Source organism: Enterovibrio nigricans DSM 22720 (genome assembly GCF_900167155.1).
Lineage (GTDB): Bacteria > Pseudomonadota > Gammaproteobacteria > Enterobacterales > Vibrionaceae > Enterovibrio > Enterovibrio nigricans.
In genome coordinates, this window is sequence record NZ_FUXU01000028.1 from 1 (window position 1) to 23,097 (window position 23,097).

At 49.1% G+C, this 23,097-nt stretch carries 14 protein-coding genes; 5 read left to right on the top strand and 9 right to left on the bottom strand.

Going from position 1 to position 23,097, the window contains the following annotated elements; all coding sequences use genetic code 11:
- Positions 1-38: 38 nt before the first annotated feature.
- The 8 genes from B5D35_RS11585 to B5D35_RS11620 form a co-directional block, all read right to left on the bottom strand.
- A complete protein-coding gene (locus B5D35_RS11585) occupies positions 39-443 on the bottom strand; it encodes an SDR family NAD(P)-dependent oxidoreductase (RefSeq protein ID WP_078752740.1) in 405 nt (134 codons plus the stop codon).
- Positions 443-1,468 (bottom strand): zinc-dependent alcohol dehydrogenase, encoded by a 1,026-nt coding sequence (locus B5D35_RS11590; protein WP_078752741.1) that lies wholly within the window; start codon positions 1,466-1,468, stop codon positions 443-445. Before B5D35_RS11590 ends, B5D35_RS11585 begins: the two co-directional genes overlap by 1 nt.
- A gap of 54 nt (positions 1,469-1,522) precedes the next feature.
- Positions 1,523-2,614: a mandelate racemase/muconate lactonizing enzyme family protein gene (locus B5D35_RS11595; protein ID WP_078752742.1), complete on the bottom strand. Its 1,092-nt coding sequence runs from the start codon at positions 2,612-2,614 to the stop codon at positions 1,523-1,525.
- Positions 2,611-3,582 carry an ABC transporter permease gene (locus B5D35_RS11600; RefSeq protein WP_078752743.1) on the bottom strand — a complete coding sequence of 324 codons (972 nt, stop codon included), beginning with the start codon at positions 3,580-3,582 and terminating at the stop codon, positions 2,611-2,613. Before B5D35_RS11600 ends, B5D35_RS11595 begins: the two co-directional genes overlap by 4 nt.
- On the bottom strand, positions 3,579-4,538 hold the full coding sequence (locus B5D35_RS11605) for an ABC transporter permease (protein WP_212567538.1): 960 nt from the start codon (positions 4,536-4,538) through the stop codon (positions 3,579-3,581). Before B5D35_RS11605 ends, B5D35_RS11600 begins: the two co-directional genes overlap by 4 nt.
- A gap of 41 nt (positions 4,539-4,579) precedes the next feature.
- Positions 4,580-6,085 (bottom strand): sugar ABC transporter ATP-binding protein, encoded by a 1,506-nt coding sequence (locus B5D35_RS11610; RefSeq protein WP_212567539.1) that lies wholly within the window; start codon positions 6,083-6,085, stop codon positions 4,580-4,582.
- A gap of 73 nt (positions 6,086-6,158) precedes the next feature.
- Positions 6,159-7,136 carry an ABC transporter substrate-binding protein gene (locus tag B5D35_RS11615; RefSeq protein ID WP_078752745.1) on the bottom strand — a complete coding sequence of 326 codons (978 nt, stop codon included), beginning with the start codon at positions 7,134-7,136 and terminating at the stop codon, positions 6,159-6,161.
- Positions 7,137-7,185: 49 nt separating this feature from the next.
- Positions 7,186-8,658: an aldehyde dehydrogenase family protein gene (locus B5D35_RS11620; protein WP_212567540.1), complete on the bottom strand. Its 1,473-nt coding sequence runs from the start codon at positions 8,656-8,658 to the stop codon at positions 7,186-7,188.
- Positions 8,659-8,991: 333 nt separating this feature from the next.
- Here B5D35_RS11620 and B5D35_RS11625 point away from each other — a divergent pair, with 333 nt between their 5' ends.
- On the top strand, positions 8,992-10,602 hold the full coding sequence (locus B5D35_RS11625; protein ID WP_139367755.1) for a GMC family oxidoreductase: 1,611 nt from the start codon (positions 8,992-8,994) through the stop codon (positions 10,600-10,602).
- 161 nt (positions 10,603-10,763) lie between these two features.
- Here the strand turns inward: B5D35_RS11625 and B5D35_RS11630 are convergent, their stop codons facing one another.
- Positions 10,764-11,933: a Card1-like endonuclease domain-containing protein gene (locus B5D35_RS11630; protein ID WP_078752747.1), complete on the bottom strand. Its 1,170-nt coding sequence runs from the start codon at positions 11,931-11,933 to the stop codon at positions 10,764-10,766.
- Between the two features lie 397 nt (positions 11,934-12,330).
- Here B5D35_RS11630 and B5D35_RS11635 point away from each other — a divergent pair, with 397 nt between their 5' ends.
- From B5D35_RS11635 to B5D35_RS11645, 4 genes are all read left to right on the top strand, one after another.
- Entirely contained in the window at positions 12,331-19,620 is a 7,290-nt protein-coding gene (locus B5D35_RS11635; protein WP_244556568.1) for a retention module-containing protein, read from the top strand.
- A gap of 66 nt (positions 19,621-19,686) precedes the next feature.
- Positions 19,687-21,495 carry a type I secretion C-terminal target domain-containing protein gene (locus tag B5D35_RS24860; protein WP_244556569.1) on the top strand — a complete coding sequence of 603 codons (1,809 nt, stop codon included), beginning with the start codon at positions 19,687-19,689 and terminating at the stop codon, positions 21,493-21,495.
- A 170-nt stretch (positions 21,496-21,665) separates the two neighbouring features.
- A complete protein-coding gene (locus tag B5D35_RS11640) occupies positions 21,666-22,409 on the top strand; it encodes a glycerophosphoryl diester phosphodiesterase (protein WP_078752748.1) in 744 nt (247 codons plus the stop codon).
- Between the two features lie 121 nt (positions 22,410-22,530).
- Positions 22,531-23,007 carry a Dps family protein gene (locus B5D35_RS11645; RefSeq protein WP_078752749.1) on the top strand — a complete coding sequence of 159 codons (477 nt, stop codon included), beginning with the start codon at positions 22,531-22,533 and terminating at the stop codon, positions 23,005-23,007.
- Positions 23,008-23,097: the final 90 nt, after the last annotated feature.

Consider the following 23,097-nt stretch of genomic DNA (forward strand, 5'->3'; position numbering starts at 1 on the left):
GCCTGAAACTCAGTATATTGCTTAAGAACCGAACAACTTTAGGCTGCCATGTCTTCCAACCGAATTAAGCAACAAAGCCCGTTTAAGTTAACCTCGATGGTTTCATCCCAAAACGCATCACTGTGTTCGACCGCAGGCGCACGTTTAATGGTACCTGCATTGTTGATGAGAATGTCGATATCAGGGTGTTCTTCGTTTATCTTGGCTAGAAAGGCTTTCACAGATCGGCGATCAGAGAAATCGCACGGGTATGCCCAACATTGTCGGCCTTTTGCCGATACTGCTTTTTCAATGTCGCTGCCTTGCGTCTCAATACTTTGGCTTACGGCGATAATGTCTGCGCCAGCCTCTGCCAGTGCTTCTGCCATGGCTTTGCCAATGCCTCTTTTCGCGCCTGTCACTAATGCTTTTTTACCGCGTAAATCAAATGCACTTTTTTCCATTAGTTCAACTCCGAGTTAACTGCGATTAGCGTTTTCATCGACAAATCTTTCGGTGGAATAAAGGCTGATTGAATGTCGTCTAGAGAGTGTTTATCTATAATCACATCGTCCGGATTCACTTTTCCTTCACGTAATAAGCGAATGGCGTATTCGAAATCAGTATCTTCGTAGACGCGAGCACCTAACAGTTCGAGTTCTTGCCAAAAGAATTTAAACAGATCGATAGTGGGCTTGCTGGTGTGGATGGCAACCATGCAAATACGCGCTTGTGAGGCGGATACTTGAGTAAACAAATCCACCCCTGCTTGCACGCCTGATGTGTCAAAAATGGCGTTGAAACCGCGCCCATCTGTGTCGGAATGTAGCTGCTCAACAAGATCCCCATCTTTTGCGTGGCGGGCATTAAAGCCAAGACCTTGTGCATACGCGATACGCTTTTCATCGATTTCACAAATGGTCACCTTGGCACCGATTTCTCTGGCAACCATGGCGATAAGCATGCCAATTGGCCCACCACCAATCACCAATACATCTTCCCCAGTAACGACGCGTGCGCGATTGATATCGTGGCAGGCTACCGCCAAAGGCTCAACGATAGCGGCATGGGCAAGAGAGACTTCATCAGGAAGGTGGTGAATGGTATGCGCCGGTACTGACCAATACTCTTGGAACGCGCCGTCGGTGTCCAAGCCCAAAAATTTGAGGTTTTCACAGATGTGCTTCAAGCCGCGCTGACATGTCGAACAGTCACAGCAATGGTTAAGGGGGCGCACCACCACACGATCACCCAGGGTGACGCCTTTTACATCATCGCCCACAGCATGGATGACGCCAGACATTTCATGACCAATCACGCGATGCGTACCTACACGAGCATCCATATGGCCGTGGTAGACATGCACGTCGGTGCCGCATATTCCGCAATATGCCACACGGATTTGAACTTCATCCTCTTTGGGCGGAGAGATGGAGACGGATTCAACAGTAAAGGTTTTGTTTCCTTCGTAGAATGCTGCTTTAGTCATGATAATTATCCTTTCCTTTTGTGGTGAGGTGTAACCTTGTTGTGCGATGTGACGTTAGCCAGCATGTGCAGATTCAAGTTTTTCCCAATCAAAAATGACGCCTGTCCCTGGCGTATCCGATGCGACTGCACGCCCGTTTTCGATGACGACAGGGCGCGTGGTGTATTGCTCTATAGGGAAGGAGTGGATTTCTAACCACCCCTCACAGGGCTGACTGGAGACCAGACTGACGTGGAGTTCCTGCATGCCGTGACTGCATACAGGGATACCGTATTTTTTCGCTAATGCTGCTACGTCTAACCAGCCAGTGATGCCGCCGCAATTAGACGCATCTGGCTGAATGAAAGAGAGTGATGCAAGCTCAAACGCCAATTTGAACTCTTCTTGGGTATGAAGGTTTTCACCCATGGCGAGCGGAATTGAAGTGGATGACGCGATGGTTTGGTAAGCGAAGTAGTCGTCGGGCAGGGTGGGCTCTTCAAACCATGCTAAATCATAAGGCTCGAACGCATGGCTTGCGGCTATGGCATGCTCTACGGTCAAGGAATAGTTGGCATCCACCATAAAGATGCGGTCTGGTCCCAGCATTTCCCGTACAGCGTTTACACGCGCCGTATCGTCATCCAGATTAGGCAGTCCCACTTTGATTTTTATCGCTTCAACACCGCGCGCCAGATAGCCTTCAATGTTGCTGATCAGCTTGGGTAGAGGGAAATTCAGGTCGACGCCACCGCAATAACAGTTGCAGTGATTCGCATGCCCGCCCGCCATTTTCCAAAGGGGCTGATTGCTTTGTTTGCCTTTGATATCCCAAAGCGCGATATCGATTGCCGAGATGGCGAACGTCGATATTCCCCCGCGGCCAACGTAGTGCATTCGCCAGAGCATGGCGTCATAAATGCCTCGAATGTCGGAGGCATTCTTTCCTATCAGAAAGGGGAGCAAATCCGCGTCCAAGGTGGCTTTAATGCCGTTCCCACCTACGCCGCCTGTGTAGGTATAACCCACGCCCTCATCGCCATTTTCCAGCGTAATTTCAACGGTGACGAGTTCAAAGTGAGTGTGTGCACCGTGCTTAGCATCAGCAAGGGGTTCATCCAGAGGGATGCGGAAAAGACGAGATCTCGCCTGCGCAATTTTTGTCATGTCAAACTCCGTTTATTCAATGCGTGTTTTTTGACGAGGTGTGCTTGAACCAAAATGACACCAAGCAAGAAACCGCCACGGATCACCATCTGCCAGTACGCAGATAAGCTAATGCTGCCTAATCCATTTTCGAAATTAAGGACGTTGAAAATCAGCCCTAAGAGAAGTGCGCCGCCGACAGTAGCGGTGATTGAGCCAGATCCGCCAGTCAGCAAGGTGCCGCCGACAACCACCCCGGCGATGGCTGACAACTCCCAGCCAACGCCTTCAAGCGGTTGTCCTGCTCCGAAACCTGAGGCAAGAAAAACACCGGCTAAACCAGCACAGCCGCCGCTGAGCAGGTACACAAAGACTTTGACGCGATTAACGTTAAGCCCCATCAGCGTGGCTGCTTGTTCATTGTCGCCAACCGCCAGCACTTTTCGTCCAAGTGGCATGCATTCCAGCAACACCCAAGTGAACAACACCAAAATCAGCACCACGACGATGGTCCAAGGCAATACACCAAAGGCTTTCCCTAAGCCGAGTAGAGTAAAGTTAGATGACCAGTCAATGGAGATGGTTTGCGCACCGGAAATGACGAGAGAGCCACCTTTGGCGCCTAGCATGGTAGCGAGGGTGGCAATGAAAGGCGGAATTCGCATGACGGTAATGAAAAAGGCGTTGATGGCACCAAACGCCATGCCAGCGAGAATACCTCCGGGCAAGGCGACTTCTAACCCATAAGGGCTGAGATAAGCGGCAATGACAGAGGCAAATGCCGCAACAGACCCGACGGATAAATCAATTCCGCCTGTCATAATCACAAAGCACATGCCGATCGAGATGGCGATAAACATGGCGTTATAGTTAAGAAAAGAGGCGATGTTGTAACTGCCGAGGAAGTTGTCGTAGCGCAAGCCACCAAAGATCACCAACCCGAAAAAGACCAGCCAAACGCCGAGAGTTTGTCGATGAGAACGTGTCATTCGCCAGCCCTCCGCGTTTGTTGTACGTACACAGCGAGCACGATGATGAGTGCTTTAGCGATAAGCGCGACTTCATCTTCAACACCATTCGCCAACAGGGTGTACTTCACGAGTTGAATGATGACGGCTCTGAATACAGCGCCAAAGATAGGGGCCTTGCCACCTTGTAGCACTGCACCGCCAACGACGGCTGCAGCAATGGCATCGAGCTCCATCAGCTCGCCATTTCGCGCAGCATCAGACGCAGAATTGATAGACACGACAATCATGCCGGCAATACCCGCGAGCACACTGCATGTGGCGTACGCGGCGATTTTGACCTTTTTAACGGGGACACCCGCAAGGTGGGCAGATCGCTCGTTGCCACCCACCGACAGCAAATAGCGGCCAAACGCTGTGCGTCTGACAATGAAACTGAAGATGATAGCCAAAACCAACATGAGCCAGCCTTGGAACGGCAATCCGAGAATTTCACCGCGGCCGAGGAAAGCGAACCCTTCGTTGTTGAAGGTTTGCAGGTTGCCGTTGGTCAGTACCTGAGAAATACCACGACCGGAAATAAACAAAATGAGGGTGGCAATGATGGGCTGAATGCCCCAGTTACAAATAAGATAACCGTTGAACATGCCGCACAAGGCTGCCACAAAAAGGGGAAGCACAATGGCTGCAGTCAGCCCGAGGGCAGGGTAGCTTTCGCCGAAAGATGACGTAATAATCAACGGAGAAAGGGCACCAGCCAATGCCATGACTGCACCAACAGAGAGGTCTATCCCTGCTGTTGCAATCACGAGCGTCATGCCGATCGCGACAATCGCGATTGTCGCAACCTGACTGATGTTGACGTACAGCGTCTGTATTTGCAGGAAGTTGGGTGTAAACAAGACATTGAAACCTAACAGGAGGAGGAAGCAGATAGCACCGCCATACCGCCAAAGGCTTTGTTGTTTATCTTTCACAGTGTGATGTCCTTTTCCCTGAAAAAGTATCCAAAACATGGTTATTTGCCGGCCATTTCGCGTACGAGAGCGTCTTCAGTGATGTTGGGTGCGACCAGTTCAGAGACCGCAGAACCTTCGTTCAGCACGACGATGCGGTCTGCACCTTCTATCAGCTCTTCAAACTCCGAACTGATAAGGAGCACCGCGTTTCCTTGATCGACGTAGTCGCGAATGATGGTTTGAATTTCACGTTTTGCTCCGATATCAACTCCGCGCGTAGGTTCATCAAGAATGAGGATGTCTGGCTCGGTGGCGAGCCAGCGGGCGAGGAGAACTTTCTGCTGATTTCCCCCAGAAAGCTGACTGATAGGTTGGTTAATATCTGCGGTTTTGATACCGAGTGCACGGACGTACTTTTGCACGAGTGCTTCCTCTTCATCAGCATTCACAATGCCACTGCGTGAAACCTTTGAGACCATCGCAAGGGTAAGGTTTTCGCGCACACTCATTTCGGGAACGATGCCTTCCATTTTCTGATCTTCAGACAGGAAGCCGATATTGAGCGCGATGGCGTCGGACGGTGAATCTATCAACACGTCTTCGCCCTTGATCTTGATGCTGCCTGTTGTTAGTGCATCGACACCGAAAATGGCGCGTGCGGCTTCTGTTCTGCCTGAGCCCAGTAAACCACCCAAACCAACAATCTCATTTTTCTTTATAGTGATTGAAACCTTGTTTAAGTGGTGGTTGGTGGAGATGTCTTTGGCCTCAAGCAGCACTTCGCCGGCCTTATGACCGCCGCCTTTCAGCTCAGTTAAGCCGGATTCTTGGATAGAGTTTTCATCTCGGCCGAGCATGTCTGAAATCAATTCCAGCTTGTTGGTGTCTCCAATCTTGCGACGCGCAACCGTTTGTCCATCACGCATAATGGTCACGCTGTCACAGACCGCGAAGAGCTCTTCAAGAAAATGGGAGACATAAAGAACAGAAACGCCTCTGGCTTTCAGTGAGTGAATCACCCCAAACAAGACGTTAATTTCCTTGTCGTCCAAAGAAGAGGTAGGTTCATCCATGATCACTAATTGTGTGTTGAGCGAGACGGCACGAGCGATGGCGACCAACTGTTGGATGGCTGTTGAGTAATCACCGAGTGGTGCCTTGACATCGATGTCTATGTCGAAGCCTTCAAGCACCTTTTGGGCATGCTGGTGGCACGCATTCCAGTCGATAAAACAGCCCAACCTTGTAAGCTCGTGACCCATCATGATGTTTTCCGTCACGCTTTGGAGTGGTACGAGATTGAGCTCCTGGAAAATGGTTGCTACACCGTGATCTTGCGCATCACCGGGACCAGTAAACAGTGCCTCTTTCCCCGCGAAAACCACACTACCAGCATCGCGTGTGTACACCCCGGTCAGAATTTTTATAAGGGTCGATTTTCCTGCCCCGTTTTGGCCGATGAGCGCATGCACTTCACCGGGTGCGATCTGCAACGATGCATCTCGCAATGCGGGATTCCCCGAAAAGGCCTTTTGAATCCCTTCCATGTTGAGCAACATGTCCATATAGCGCCTCTTAAAGTGCGGGGCATTTCCGCCCCGCGATCTCGCTGTTTCTATTCTTTTACGAGTGGATAAATCAGTACGCTGAGTCAACAAACTGTGCGGCATTTGCCTTGGTAAATATGCGATCTTTTACCTGCACCCAAGGCTCAATGTTTTCGCCGTTGGCATAACGTGTCATGGTTTCGCAAGCAAGAGGGCCAAAGAACGGGGAGCTTTCTACAGTGACGCCCATTTTGCCGTCGATGATGGCTTGAAGTGCATCACGGGTTCCGTCAATTGACACGACCATAACGTCTTCACCGGGTTTGCGGCCTGCAAGCTCTAGTGCTTGAATTGCACCGATTGCCATCTCATCGTTGTGGGCATAAACGATGTTGACGTCAGGGTGGGATTGCAGAAGGGTTTCCATGACCTGACGACCTTTGTTGCGGGCGAAGTCGCCGGACTGAGAGGCAACAATGGTCATGTTGTCTTGCTTGGCAATCACATCATCAAACCCTTTACGACGGTCATTAGCCGGTGAGGAACCTGTCGTGCCTTCCAGTTCGATGATCACACCTTTATCGCCACTGAAATTGGCCACGGTCCATTCCGCTGCACGCTTGCCTTGATCGACAAAATCGGAGCCAAGGAAGGCAACGTAATGTTCACCCGCTCGGGCGACATTTTTGTCAACAGAGCGGTCAACGAGGAAGGTAGGAATCCCCGCGGCCAGCGCTTTCATTACCGCTGGAAGCAGCGGTTTTTCTTCGCGTGGAGGCAGGAAGATGACATCGACGCCTTGCGCGATCATGGAATCAATATCCGCGACTTGCTTTGCCGCTGAGCCAGCAGCATCGGTGATCACTATGTCCCAGTTACATTGTTGAGCGGTATCTCGGAAAGACTGGGTTTCAGCGATTCGCCAAGGATTGTTACTTTCCATTTGGGCGAAGCCAACTTTGTAAGTGTCCTTTTTCTCTAGAGGAGGCAGATCCCCGGCGGTTGCCGCAAAAGTGAGCGTTGCAAAACTTAGCGTAACCAGTTGTGTTGCCAGTGTTTTAAGTTGCATTCCTTTTTCCTCTTACTTCATTGTCTACGTACAACAGATACGTGCAGAATCAGCCTTGCCAGTTCATGTACAAGGTTTGTTTCTTCAAATACTCTTCAAGACCATATTTCCCGTCTTCCCCCCCAAGTCCAGATTGTTTCCACCCATTATGAAAGCCCTGAACTTGTTCACCATTGGCGCGGTTAAAGTAGATTTCGCCAACCTTTAGAGAGGATGAAAGCACCATAAGACGACTTATCTTTTGGGTGAAAACATAGGCGGATAAACCGAAGTCGCTGTCATTGGCATGCTCTATAGCTTCATCAAAATCAGACACGCGAAGGGCAGGAACAGCAGGGCCGAAGATTTCTTTTTGCATGAGGGGGTTTTGGTTGTTTTTGACTTCCAAAACACTGGGAGCAAACCAATAGCCTTTTTCCGATTCGCCACAGGCTTGAGGGCCTCCCTTGAGCAAGTATTCCGCGCCTTCTGCTACGCCTTGATCAATCAGACTTTGCACTTTATCCCGTTCAATACGGCTGACTTTTGGCCCAAGTGAGACATTTGTCATGGGGTCGCCAACCGTTAATGAACGGCATTTTTGTATAAATTTCTCAAGAAACTCATCGGCAATTGCGTGGTGTAAATACATGCGTTCGTTGCAGGTGCATATTTGGCCAGCATTGGTAAATCGAGCAACGACAGCGGCGTTAACGGCTTTTTCGAGATCGGCATCTTCCATCACGATAAAAGGGGCTTTACCACCTAGTTCGAGCCGCACCGCTTTGATTTGTTGGGCGGCGGTGGTAAGGATTTGACGTCCTGCCCGGTTACTGCCCGTGAGGGTAATGAGATCGGATCGAGGGCTTTCTACCAGTGTTTGTCCGACGACAGCACCTCGTCCCGTCACCACGTTAAACACTCCATTCGGCAGCCCGATATCGCGGGCGATTTTTGCGAGAGCTAGACCTGAGAGTGGGGTGTTTTCGTGGGCAAGGAGGACAAAGCTATTCCCTGCGACAAGCGCTGGTCCCAGTTTTCTGGCGACCAATGCACAGGGGTAATTCCACGCGGTTAATCCAACCACGACGCCATAAGGCACTTTGTGGATCCAGATTTCCTCGTCGCGGTTATCCGAAGGAATGATGTCGCCTTCCAGACGGTGAGCGTTGTTGGCAGCAAAATGAAGAAAGGCGGCAGTCGCACTGACTTCGCCTTGTGCTTGGTGAAATGGTTTGCCCTGTTCTGCGGTAATGATTCTGGCGAGATAATCGCGCTGGCGATCCAGCTCCAATGCCATTTCCCTTACATATGTCGCGCGCTCTGCGGTTGTTTTACGCGCCCAAACTCTCTGAGCGGATGTTGCTGAACTAAGCGCCGATTCAGCATCGCTCGGCGATCCATCAGGAATACTCGCAATGATATTTTCATTGGCAGGGTTGTCGACGACGAGGGTGCTTTTAGCATCCCCTTTTGTGAACTCCCCATCAATGAACATCTGAGCATCAATAACATTCCCCACTTGGAGATCTTTCAACCACATTCTCAAAATCCTTTTTGGTACGATCAAACTATTTTGTTTGATATCTGCAATTTATTCATTTGGGGCGTTATAGCCCGATATATTCCGATATAGCGGCGTGAAATTCTTTTTATGTCTTATTTTTAAAAATGTTTTGTCATACCAAAAAGTATATCTTGTGAATGGTAGGTAGAGAAAATTGTCATATGAAACTGAGTGTTTATGTCACCCTCGTGAGTATAGCCAAGCGCGGTTATAGGGAGGCGTTGGCTATCTTTAGGTGGATGAAGGCTAACATTCAACAAGCACGCGCTTGTGAAAGTACTAGCCAGAATGAATCGTCAAGGAGTGATTGTGGAAACATCGTATGACTATATTGTGATTGGCGGCGGGTCAGCAGGGTGTGTGGCTGCCGCCAAATTGTCGGCAGTGGGTACGGTATTATTGTTAGAAGCCGGACATTCTCATCACCATCCTTTGCTTGATATGCCTCCGGGTATTTTCAAAATGATCAACGGTTCTAAGTACATGCGGTATCACACCACCACACCTCAAGCCCATTTAGACGGCAGACAACACGATATACCGCAAGGTCATGTTTTGGGGGGCGGTTCCTCGGTCAATGCGCAGGTTTATATTCGGGGAAGACCGTCTGACTATGACGAATGGCAATCAATTCTCGCTGAAGATGAAGAGAACCCTGGCTGGGGGTGGGATGATGTGCTGCCGTATTTTAAAGGGATGGAATCTAACAACCGCCTGAACAATGCGTTACATGGTGTTGATGGCCCTATGAAGGTTTCTGACCCCGGCCACATTGATGATTTTTCACGCTGGTTTGTGCAGGCCATGCAAGCGGTGGGCATGCCGTTCAATCATGATTTTAATGGTGAATCCCAATTTGGCGTTGGCTTTTATCAGTTTATGAACCGTCACGGTAAACGAAGCTCAGCGGCATATGCTTACATTGAACCTCAGAAAGACAATCCTAACCTCACCGTGTCTTTGAACACAGAAGTGCACCGAATTATTCTCAAAGACGGCGTGGCAACCGGAGTGGAATGTGTGCCCGAGGCCGGGGGGAATATAACGTTTACGGCGAAGAAGGAACTGGTGGTGAGTGCAGGAGCACTCGTTACGCCGAAATTGTTGATGCTTTCGGGGATAGGTGACAAAGCGCACCTTGCTGAACATGGTATAGCTTGCCAACTTGATTTACCGGGCGTTGGGCAAAATTTGATTGACCACCCTGAAGTGCCTATTACTGCCTTTGCTAATGGTCCCTATGGTTATTATCGGCAGGGTGAGGGATGGCGAATGGTGAGAAATGGGCTGCAATTTACGTTGTTTGGCTCAGGGCCAATAACGTCTGCAGGCGTAGAGGCTGGTGCGTTTGTGAACCCAGCAAACTTTGATGCGCCACCAAGCATTCAAGCTTTCTGTGTTCCTATTGTTTATTTGGACAGAGACAGTCGTCAATTCCTGAATGATGACTATGGCTTGACGGTGACCACTGTGGTGGTGAAGCCCTTGTCGCGTGGTGAGGTAAAACTCGCGTCTGCCGATCCAACTAGGATGCCGATTGTTTCACCGAATCTATTAAAGGATCCGCACGACATGCAGCAGATGATAGAAGGGCAGCGCTTTTTCCTTCAAGCTTTCTCAGTGCCGCCACTCAGAGATTGCATCCGTAGAGTAGCCATCCCTGACCCTAATGACACATCTGATGATGCACTTCTCGCACACTGCAAACGTTTCGTCAAAACCAATTATCATCCCGCGGGTACCGTAAAAATGGGGGCGAAAGAAGACCCTATGGCAGTGCTTGATGCAAAAATGCGTGTAAGAGGAACGCGTAATTTACGCGTATGTGATATGTCATCGGTGCCGAACATCAACGCAGGAAACACCAATTCTGTCGCAATGATGCTGGGCGCACGCTGTGCTGATTTTATCGTAGGTTAATTCTTCAACCGTGCCGGTTTTCACTGAGTGGCATTAATTAGTCCGTGTACCCTCATAAAAAAACACCCTCAGTTCTTGGTGAACTGAGGGTGTTGTTAACAATCCTATAAATGGTTCAGCTGATCACGATCTTAACTGACCAATGCCTTCACTGTTCGGTGTTAGGCAAAATCCAATTTCTCGTAGCCGCCAGCACCTAAGAACCATTGGTGAAGGTGTGTTTTTAGATCGCTCAATTCGTCTGGGCCAATCAGCGCTAATCCTAGGTCAGTCGCACGGGTAATATCGTGATGACGAAGAGGGCGGAAGCTTACCAACATCGCGCGTGCCTGAAGACCGCCTAACAGGTCTCGAATTGATTCCAGCTTGTACAGTGTGTCATCACCGTCGCTCGACATGCCTTTCGTCTTGCATTCAATGATATGAAGCTTGTTATTCACCACGGCGGCCACATCGAGCTCGTTACGAACCTCTTTATCTCCAATTTGGCGATAAACCTGAACACCCAAAGAAAGGTCTTGAATGGTCAGTAGCTCGCGACGGATCTCTTCAACAATATGGTGTACGTACCATTCAAGCCATTCACCGTTAGCAAAGCGTCTCGCAGCTTCGCTTGAGAAGGTAAGGATGCCATTGTCATACATTGACAGCCCAGCTTGCGTTAAATCGTCGATAAGCATGCCCAGCTCACGATAACCTTGCTGCTTTTCGCTGAGCTCTACATCCAGTTTCTGTTCTTTACGGCACGTCGTCGCCAAATAGTTCAGTGTGGCTAACCCTGGGCCTAATTCGTAAGCGTTGCTTGCCCATTTATGCCCAAGGGTCTCAATGGTTGAGTCGAGCACGCTTCGAGAATCATCTTCTTGAAGCTCACAGCGCGCACCGAATATGGTCAAGTAATCGCTGATATTGATGTGGTCTTCCACTTGTTGCTGCTGACGCCCGTCAGGGTACAGCCAGCACAGTTCATCACTAAACGGCTCAATGACGTAAATCGGCCAGTGATACGTACGGAATATTTCATATGCGCTGAGCAGGCGATGACGCAAGCCACAACTTGCATTAAACCAGACGTCGGAGCTTTCTTCTTTTAGGCGTTCAGCAAGCTCTTGGATCTTGGCTTTAATCAGGGGGATATTGATATCAGAAGGGATCTGGAAAAACTCTGTTTCAATACCCTTTGGGGTGAGCACTGCACTCATCTGCTCGTACTGCGGAGCCTGACACTCAACACCAATGAAAATCATCTTTGCGGCCTTGAATTTTCGGTGCAAAAGTGCGGTGACCAGTCTAACTGGGTCTTGATCTATGATACCGACATGAATGGCCATAATAACTCCGTGGTAGGCCAGTGCTATTTGAATTGTAGGGGAAATGCACTGACCTTTTAAATTAGTCTCATTAATATCTGGTCATGCGACGTGATATTCAAGTACTTAGTGTCATTTCTCCTTAAAACAGTTCCCCGACTTTGTTTTGTTCGCAGATTTTCTGTTCAATTTGTTTATCTAACCGCCGTGATTTTTCTAATCTTAATAATGTTATCCGTGTCAGTAGTGCGAAAACACCCTGAAAAGAGGCTGCGAGTCGTCTCAAAATTCTCAATAGTGAGGATATAGAGAAACTCATTCTCGCAACGTAAGACAGTTAATCCTCTGATCGTTAGACTCAACGCATATTTACTGGATACGAAATTCGCGGTACTCGGCGGGAAGGAAGGGAGCAGATATGATTGGTCATGAGTTTGACTCAGCACTGAAGGTAGATAGCGTAAACGGGCAAGCATACTTAGTGTCACCCGATGCAAAAATTGTTTCCCTTCGCGAAGGCATGCAGATAGCGGCAAATCAAGTGGTGCTGACCGGGTCGAACAGCTCAGTGGTTGTGGCATCGGATGGGCAACGATTTGTGATAAACGACCAATGTGCCTCTTGCCTGATACCATTCGCCGACGCCGAGGCATCAATCGCGTCTCAATCTTATGGTGTGACCTTTAATGAAGCTGCTTACGATGAGAGCAGCTTAGCGGATTTAGATGTTGCCCAGTTACAACAGCTCATTTTGGATGGCGTTGATCCTACCGAATTGTTTGAAGAAGCCGCCGCTGGGGGCGAAACAGGTTCATCAAATGCCGGTTTTGTCGTGATTGACTATTTGAATGCCGCCACCTTGACCGAGGCGGGATTTGACACTTTAGGGCCTCAGCGTGATGGAGACAACCCACTCGACTTCCTTGGGGGAGATGAAGGTTCTCGTAACACTGGCAATGGCAGAGGAAGGCCTCCCGCAGCGCCACCAGGCCCAGATATCGATGCCGAAGGTGGACAGAAAGTTGCATTGTCCGTTACAGAGGGTGATTTAGACGATGCGTCTTATGGCGCCCCCGTGATCAGCACCTTTGATATCGAAGGTGGAACAGAATCACTTCTTCCAGGATCACTTCAAATTGCTCCGAGCGACTTGGCCGCTTTCGAAGCAGAGCTTGCAACCTTAACCTCAAATGGCGAGGCAGTGGTTTTCACGCGGGAGACCAGTGTTGATGGAAGCGGAGTCGGCACCTTCACATTAACGGGGACCGCGAACGGTACAACCGTCGTCACGCTAACATTGACAGCGACGCAAGACGGTACGGGGTTGTCGGTTAAAGCGGAATTGCAGCAGTTTGCACCGCTTGACCACAAAAACGGCACGGGCAGTTATGTCAATGTGGACGGGAATACAATCTCCATCAATATGCCGCTTCAAGTTGCGGATACGGGTGGTGATTTGATGAAAAATCCCGCCACGATCAGTATGGAAAGTCATGATGGCGGCTTGCCAGCAGCGGGCACGGCACAAGTCGAAATGGTTGAACCCAATGCGGGTCCTGATGAAGAGCAAACGGCATCCACGTCAGACGGCATTGATTTAGGCAGTGACGAAATTGCGAGTATTGTGTTTGATGCAACCGAAGTTGCCGCTCAGTTCGCAGGAGTAACGAGTCATGGGCACCCAACGGAAGTCTCTGTATCTCCTGACGGCAGCGTGATTACCTTAAAAGCGGACTATGACAACGACGGAACGTTTGAAGAAACGTCGCTGGTCATTTCTCTCACTCCTTCTACAACAGCGGGCGAGCCTGCTGAATTTGCAGTTAAGCAATACCACCCGATCGACCAACCGGACGACGGAACAGATGATAAACAACATGCGTTTGTTCTTTCTTACAAGGTGATCGACGCGGATGGCGATGAAAGCGGCGACTCCACGGTCACTTTCGTGATTAAAGACGGTGCTATAGCAACAGGCGGGGATCAATTTGATGAAGCTGGCAACAAAACGGAATTCTTCTCGTTAGCAGAACGCGAGACGCCAAACAATTATGATCCGAGTGCGTCGCCGAATGAAACCTCTGGGACGGTTGAGATAAAAGCGGCCAGTGACCGCCTCCTACCAGACAGTATTTCCATTGATGATGTGGACACCTTCAAGTCTGAATTGATGCTACTGAAAAACAATGAAGGAGAGTTCATTGATTCGGTGACAGTGACCACCAGTCCTGATGGAAAAACGATCACCATACTTGCCTCTATAGGTGCAGAACCCGCACTTCAAATGACCCTGACTGCGTCGCAGGCTGCTGATGGTTTAGGTGTGGATGTTGACACGAAATTTGAACAGTTTCAGTCACTTATTCATCCGAGTGATGAAAGTGAACATATTACTGATAAAGAGTACGTAGCGGTTGATGATGAGCACCTTGATATCCACGTTCCGTTGCAATTGCTCGATACCGATGGCAATAAACTGGTTGATGAAAACGACGCGAGCCAAGAAGCGCCACAGTTGATTTCTCTCAGGGTTATTGATGACAACTCTACGACATTCGGATTGACTAGCACCGAGCCCGTGTTTGTTGAAGAGAGCAGTATTGATGATGGCACTGGCGAAAATGAAGGTTCAAAAAGTGCGGGCACCTTAAATATCGATACAGAAGATGACGACGGTAATGCCTTCGATTTAGACCCTGATAATCAGGCGGGCGATGACATTCATAACTTCTTCTTTGTGTCTGATTATGTGGTATACCCGTCAAGCAGCGATCAAGCCGGTCAGCCGGTGACAGCAAGCGGCTTCCCTGTGTTCCTCGACCAACGACCAGACACTGATACCTACCCGAAAACCTATTTCGGTGTGGCATTTGATGAAGACACCGGAGATAACCGAGATGTCTTCAAAGTGACGCTAAATGAAGACGGCACCTTCGATTTTGAACTGTATTCTGCACTCGATCATCAAGCTGGCGATGGTGAAAACACGCTGACCTTTGAACTACAGGCATTTACGGTTGATGCGGATGGAGATGAATCCAGCAAGATTCGCGTTCCTATCACGGTCAAAGATGATATTCCTCGAACTCAGGGCACAATAGAGGTTGAAATTGAAGATTCTTCTTCATCTGCGGTAACGGGTTCTGTAGATGTATTTGATATCACAGATCCTTCAACGCCGTCTGACATCACGGATCTACAAGAGGCTGATGGTGCACGTATTTCCCACATCAGTTTTGATGGCGTGAATTGGATTGAAGTGAGGAATCGCTCTAACGAGGAAATCGATCTGGTGCATGACGGAGAAGTCATTGGTGTGATTAAGTTTAACACCCGCGACAACCCCGGTGAGATGACGTTTGAATTTGACCCGAACATTGATAACCCGTCGGCTGTGCTAAATAAACCTATTCACTATCGTGTCACCGACCGTGATGGTGATACTGCTGAAGGTGAGGTCACACTCACACTAAAAGATCAGGCACCAATTATTACTGTCGCCACTAACGCTGATGGCGAAATAGAAGGGGTTGAAGACCAAGGCCAGCTTAATACTGATACCGAAAATACGGGTGTGAATGCGGCCAACGGTATCGCGATTAACATCCAACTGAATATTGGTGATAACGATCTCGGCGAAGCCTATGACGATGCTGGGACACTCGTGCTGGATGGTGAAGTCACCATCATGCCGAACGACATCACTGATGTCGGTGGAACCTTCTATTTTAATGGCACCGAAATTCCTCAAGATGGCGACGGAAACATTGTACTTTCGAACAACATGTTTACCGCGTCAGGTACAACTGCCCCCATCATTTTTACGCTACAGAATGTCACCTTTATTCCGGATCCTGATTACTCAGACTACAACAATACGGATTTGATTAAATTCGATGTTGAAGTCAACGTAAACGGTCACGATGCCCAGACACAGAGCGACTTGATTAAAGTCAGCATTGAAGGGGTTGCAGACACGCCAAGCATTAGCTTGATTGGTGATGCTGCTGATGGCGTCTTTGAACTGAAAGAAGACTATGACCCGTTTGGAACGCCGTTGACGGATCCCGCCCAGTTTGTCATGTCCGATTTGATCTCCGCGTCGTTGCAAGACACCGATGGCTCAGAATCACTCAAGATTGAATTTACGCTCAGCCCAGATTCTGGTTCGTTCCAAGGGGGCGCAATTGTAAAAGTAGGGGATACGTGGGTACTTAACGATCCTTCTCGTTTAAATCAGGTGCGCTTTATTCCAGATGATGATTTTAGTGGCGATATTGAACTCGGCATTAAAGCCATATCGACAGAAGGGAGTCCTGCTCAGTCTGGCTCAGAAACCGCAGAAGCAACCGATACGCTGACATTGAGGGTTGAGCCTGTTGCTGATGATGCAAGGCTGGTGGTGCGTCAGGTTGTAGGAAGCGAAGATGCAGGTAATCCCGATGATGGGATTGCAGAAGGCGACGCTATCTCACTGGCAAACAGTATTTCGTTGACAACACTGGGTTCGGATGACGATGGCTCAGAAGCCTTGTTTGTTCGCATTTCCGATATCCCTGATGGGGCAACCTTACAGTTGAATAAAGGTGGCACATTAACAACGCTCACCGATACAGACCGCATTTCGGTTGATGATATTCAATATTTAGAATTTGTCCCACCAGTGCACAGCAATGAAACGGTGACACTAAAAGTCGAAGGGATTGTGGTCGACTCTGCCGCTAACTCCGCGGACGATGAGCGAATTATCAGTGCGCAAGATTTGGATATTCGTATTAAAGGCGTTGCGGATGATCCTGTGTTCAGTGTCGCTAACCCAGGTACGGGTGAAGGTGAGTGGCAATATGATGCGGATACAGGAGTGGTATCAACGACGGTACCTGAAGATGGCATTGGCGGTGATGGCTTGGTTGCGATTGATTTCCAAGTCGTGTCTGGAGAGAAAGCGCTTTCACCAAGTGATACATCTGAAAGCATCACAATGATCCTGAGTAATGTCCCTGACGGTGTCACATTCGTGACGAAAGATGGCTCCGACATTGAAGACGTCGAACTGACTTTCGCGGGTTGGACGACCAATGGAAGTGGCATGTCAGTGCCCATGTATTCCGTCGATGTTTCGGTTTTCGCTGGCGGAAATGTTTACATCAAGATCCCACCCCATTCGACCGAAGATATTCAAATCGGCGCCAAGCTTGTTGCCACTGAAAATGATGGCGATGTGAATGCCATTGAAACCACCATCGAAGTGAAAATCGACCCGCCTGTGATTGATACTGCCGATGGCTATATCAATTCAGAAACGCTGGGTAACGAAGATGCCTGGTTTGAAGTGAATTGGCAGCCAAACCTGACTGCGACATTAACAGGTACGCCAGATTCTGACGCGCAAGGCGTGAAAGAGGTCGTAGTAGGCGCGACAATTACAGGTTTTTCTGCAGCCGACAGCGTTCGTCTCGTGAAAGGGGCTGATGAAATCACGCTGACACCAGATGCTAACGGGGCCATCGTGATCACCGAGGCGCAACTGGCTGACGGTTATCGCCTTGAGATGAAGCGCGCAGAGCACAGCGACGAAGATTTGGTGTTAACGACGAAAGTCACTGTTCGACAGGACGATTTTGAAGGTAACTCGACGGCTGAGAAGGAAATCAACGGTACCGTGAATGTTGATATTCGCGCGGTGGTTGAGCCGGACGGTAACCTGAGCTTTGTTGATAGCACTGGCGATCCAATCACTGAACTTTCAACGGATGCGTTGGGTCAGCTTAAGCTAGAAAATGCCATCGATTTTATTCATCCCGATGCCTCTAGTGACGAGTCGCCGCTCAAGGTGTATATCAGTGATCTTCCTGAAGGTTTCTTTGTGACGAATGCTGTGTATGACGGTGACGAAGGTTGGGTGTTGAATGATCCTGATGATTTCACCATTGTTGCGCCACCGAATACCGCACTGACACAAACCACGTTTACCCTGAGTGCGCTTATCACTGACAAAGGAGACAACAGCGAAGGCGATGAAAGTCTGGCTGAGAAAGTTTCAACCACGGTGACGCTGAACTATCAAAACAGTTCAACAGATGTGACTGAGGCGCAGACGGTTGGGTTGCCAGTAAGCATTGATATCGAAGGTGATGAAGACAACCCCATCTCGCTGGAAGCACTGGGAAATGCGGTGACATGGCCAAGCGGCACTGCTGGCGATGTGGAATTTGATTATGTCACCGTTGTGATTAATGGCGACGACCTACCCACTGGTACTGTGATTGGTGGCGCGTTCTACCACGTGGAGAACGACGCTTACGTATTTGAAGTACCCGGCCGCGTTGATAGTGGCAATCCTTATGCGGCGGGTTTTGACTTATCAGGGCTGTCCATTACACCGCCAGAAGATTATGCGGGTACCTTGAATATCCCAATCACCTTCGTAAGCTTGGATTCAAAAAGCGGCGACACAAAAGAAACAAGCACCACGGTGAACTTGAAGGTTAATCCACTCGTGGATATTGCGCCGCCAACGGGTGATGCACAACCGGGCGACAATACTTTGTCCACCGAGTTTACGCTGACGGTGAAAGAAACGCAGGGCCTTAACAGTGAGCAGCAACCGCTAGAACCTGGGGAATCAGAGGCGATAGTCTCGGGTGAAGCCTTGGAAGACGGGGTTGTGATACTGACCTTGGGCAATACGTTAGCAGACATGGATCAGGCAAATGGAGAGGAAAAGGTCTCCGCCGTCACGTTGGAAGTGACCAATGGTTCGGGCAAATTTAAAAATGCTGCGGGTGATCTGGTTGATTCAATCACGTTACCAGAGCCTCCAGATACCGAGGTTGGGGATATTCAGTTTGTACCGAACACGGACTTCAGCGGCGATGTGTCGATTTCTGCGTCAATAACGATCACCGATACGGCATCGACGGGCACGGATTCGAAAGACATCACAGCCGACTTCTCGTTTGACGTGATACCTGTTCATGACACAGTGACGTTTACGGATGATGGCACGGATCTGGGGGGTAGCGATGTGCTGGAAGTCGAGACGGATGAAGACAACAGCGTGTCTTTGGCGGATTTGGGGATTAAATTTGTTGATACTGATGGGTCAGAAACATTGGAATCTGTGCTCATCAACAATGTGCCAAACGGTTTTACCTTGTCTTCACCCGCGTTGAATGCAGGCAGTGGCCAGTGGCTGATCCCGGCTACAGCGATTTCAGACATCACATCACTCTCCCAAATTACGGTAAACCCTCCTGCTGATTTCAGTGGGGAAATCCAATTTACTGTCACCGTCTTTACGTCTGACAGCGGTGTCGTTAATCCGGATGGTTTCAGCCAAACAGTCGAAATGACGGTCAACCCTGTTGGTGATGGTGCCACTGCCAATGTGGTGGCAACCGCCTCTGGCGTGGAAGATTCTGACATCGATTTGGAGCTGGAAATTTCCGCCAAAGATGACAGCGACAGCGTCAGTACGACAGGCCAGCCTTCGGGTGTTAGTGTCACTGAAAACGACCCAGAGACATTGCTTATCACGGTATCGGGCATACCAGAAGGCGGTAAGCTCGTATTGCCTGCAGGTGTTGTGGGCACCGTCACACCCGAAACCTCCACGGGGGGTGACATAGTCATTACAGTTAATGCACAGCAATTGGATGACCTGACATTTGTTCCACCCGCAGACGCCAATGGACAGTTCGTTTAAGATCTTGCCATTCAAACCGTCGACAATGGCCAAGTGTCTGCGGATGTCTTGAATAAGCAGGTGACGGTGAATATCTCTGCCGTGAACGATGAGCCTGTGAATATTCTCTCAGACAGCTACGAGTTTGACGAAGGGGGAGCAACGATCACCGACCTTCAAATTTCTGACGTAGATGCCGCTGATGGCACTGGCGTGATGAATGTGGAATTGGTTGTCGGTGCGGGTAGCTCACTGGCGATTATCGGCGATTCTTCGGGTATTACGGTCACAGGCGACGGGACAAACAAACTTGTTTTGGAGGGAGATTTAGATGCAATCAATACCTTGCTTGCCGCTGGGGTTGATTACAATTTTACCGGCGAAAATGCATCCGGCAGCGATTCCCTGACGATGACGACACGCGACCGCGGCAACACGGGGGCTGGCGGTCAGAAATTCGACCGTGATACGGTTTCTATTATTGTATTGCCTAAATCCGATACGCCAGAGTTAAGCGCAGCACCACAGCTTGCATCTATGCGGGCCGCAACGGGCGCATTGGTTCCTTTGCTTGGGTTGATGGCGACACTGGTAGAGCCAATAGATGATGAGTTTACGTTGACGTTTGATGGTCTAGGTACAGTAGGTCAATTAGTGGATGCGTCGGGCACACCCGTTGGAACGGATAACGGCGATGGGAGTTGGACCTTAAACCAAACGGAACTGCAAACCCTGACACTTTCGGAACTCAATCTGACATTCACGGGTCAGCCTGCGGGCGCAGTGACGATCACCGCGAAGTCTGACGTGGGTGATGGCGATCCGAAAGAAGCCTCGATGACATTGAATGTCAGTGTGGTAGATACTTCAACAACGCCAACACTCAATGACACGGGTAACACGAATGATGATTTGGTCGTTGATGGCAATCAATCAACGCAGGTCTTTGGTGGTGCGGGAGAAGACGTTGTGGCGGGTGGACTCGGCGAGGATATCCTTACGGGAGGCGCGGGTGACGATGAAGTTTGGGGCGGTGATATCGGCGGATCGGATGATGGCGTTAAAGATACCCACAAATGGGTGTCAGGCGACTTCGGTACAGCAGCGGCCGCATCAACAGATACCATCAAAGACTTCGAAACGGGGATTGATGTTATCGATATCTCCGGTGCGTTTGACTCTTCAGGTCTATTTACATTTACGGATCTTGCCAATCGCGTGGACATCCAAACGATGGGAGACGACACGCGTATTCAAATCTTTGATGATACCAGTGCACCCATACAAAATATCATCATTGAAGGCAAAACACTGAACGAGCTTTTGGGCATGGAATCGTCTGGTTTAACGCAGGACGAAATACTCGAATCCATGTTAATGGCAGGCCAGCTTATCGTCTTTGACCCAACCCAAACACAGTTCGGAACCGAAGCTGATGATACGCTTACAGCGGATGACGCAGGTGAGCGCGTTATTGCGGGGGATGGCGATGATACGCTTGAAGCTGGGCTCGGTGATGACATTCTTGTGGGTGGCGAAGGCGAGGACATTTTCAAATGGACTGACGCTGGGGTCAGTGACACAGAGAAAAATACTGACGTTGTAGCCGATTTTGAATTGGGTGACACTGTAACTAAAAATAAGCTTGATATTTCTGCAATCATACCAGATGGTGTCAGCAGTAGCTCGACGATTGAGGAGTTGCTTGAATACATTACACCCGATGTATCGGACGGAAACTTAACCCTGCATGTTTCAAAAACATCGGGCGGGACTGTCGTTCAGGATATTGTACTAAATGATGTTGGCCTCACTGAGTTAGGGTTAGACGCAAGTGCAACCAACTCAGATATTCTTAATGAACTGATCCAGCAGCAAGCGCTAACATTGAACTAGTGCATATTAGGAAAAAGGGCACTGCTTACGCGGTGCCTTTTTCTGTATATACACATGTGTTGGTTATCTATTGATAAAAATATTAGCTGTGCCAAATTATTGTGAATACAGACGTTCACATCTGAATTGAACGTGTATATTGGCATTTCAGTTGGCGGAAAAGTAGAAAGATGAAGACGTTATTTGCACACCGAGGTATGTCCTCACTCGCTCCAGAAAACACACTTGCAGCATTCTCCCTCGTAAAAGAGCATGGCTTAACGTGGATTGAATGTGACGTTGATGTTCTTGCGGACGGCACCATTGTTGTCAGCCATGATGATACTCTCGATCGTTGCACAGACCGAACCGGTAGCCTTTATGACCTTACGCGGGAAGACCTGGAGGATATCGATGCTGGAAGCTGGTTTGCCGATGATTTTATTGGGGAGCGCATTCCGACGTTTGGTCAACTTATTGCGTTGGTAAACGTACATAAACTTAACATCAATGTGGAAATCAAATCCTGTACTGCTGGGATGGCGATGACCGAAAAACTGATTGATGGCGTTATAAAAGGTTTGGAAAATCTCAGTGATGACTGTGATTTATTGGTGTCCAGTTTCAATCCGCTCGCATTGGCAGAGTTTAAACGTCGAAGCCCGGAAACCGCGGTGGCTTGTCTTTTTGAAAAAGAGACATTGCAACCGGATTGGCTGTCAATCCTACAAGCATGTGGTGCAGATGCCATTCATGTAGAAGATACGAGTGTGACGAAAGAACGTGTTATTGCCATGAAAGAACAAGGATTCATGGTAAATGTGTATACCGTCAATAATCTCGCCCGTGCTAACCAGCTCTTTAATTGGGGTGTGGATGGTGTGTTTACGGATATTGGTCAGTCATTTCCATCGCGTTATCGTCCTGCACGCTGATTAATAGGTTCAGCCTATTTCAATGATGCAAAGGGTCGATTATACCTATCAATCTTTGGCGCGTATTCTTTATCCAACAGTCAGGGGAAACCTGACCGATAAACAAACAGGGGATAAGAATATGACGTCAATTAACATCGGTATTGCAGAAAAAGATAGGATGGCCATTGCCGAAGGCTTGAAACATCTACTCGCAGATTCTTATACGCTGTACCTACAAACGCATAATTTCCATTGGAACGTGACAGGTAAGCAATTCCGCGAATTGCATGTCATGTTTGAAGAGCAGTACAACGCGTTGGCGTTAGCTGTTGACGACGTTGCTGAGCGTATTCGAACATTGGGTGTAGCAGCTCCGGGAACGTACAAAGCTTTTGCGCAATTGAGCTCCATCGAAGAGGTAGACGGCGTACCCTCAGCAGATGAAATGATTGATATCCTGACACGCGGACATGAGCAAGTTGTGAGAACATCACGCGATGTATTGAAACTGGCACAGGACGGCAATGACGAGTCTTCCGCATCGCTGGTGTCTGATCGAATGCGTGAGCATGAGAAAACAGCGTGGATGTTGAGAGCCATGCGCGAAAACGGCTAAAGCCAACTGATATTGATAAAAAAAGGGTTGTGTCTAACACAGCCCTTTTTTTATTTGAGAGCCACTCAAAACTGGCGTTCTATGTGCCTG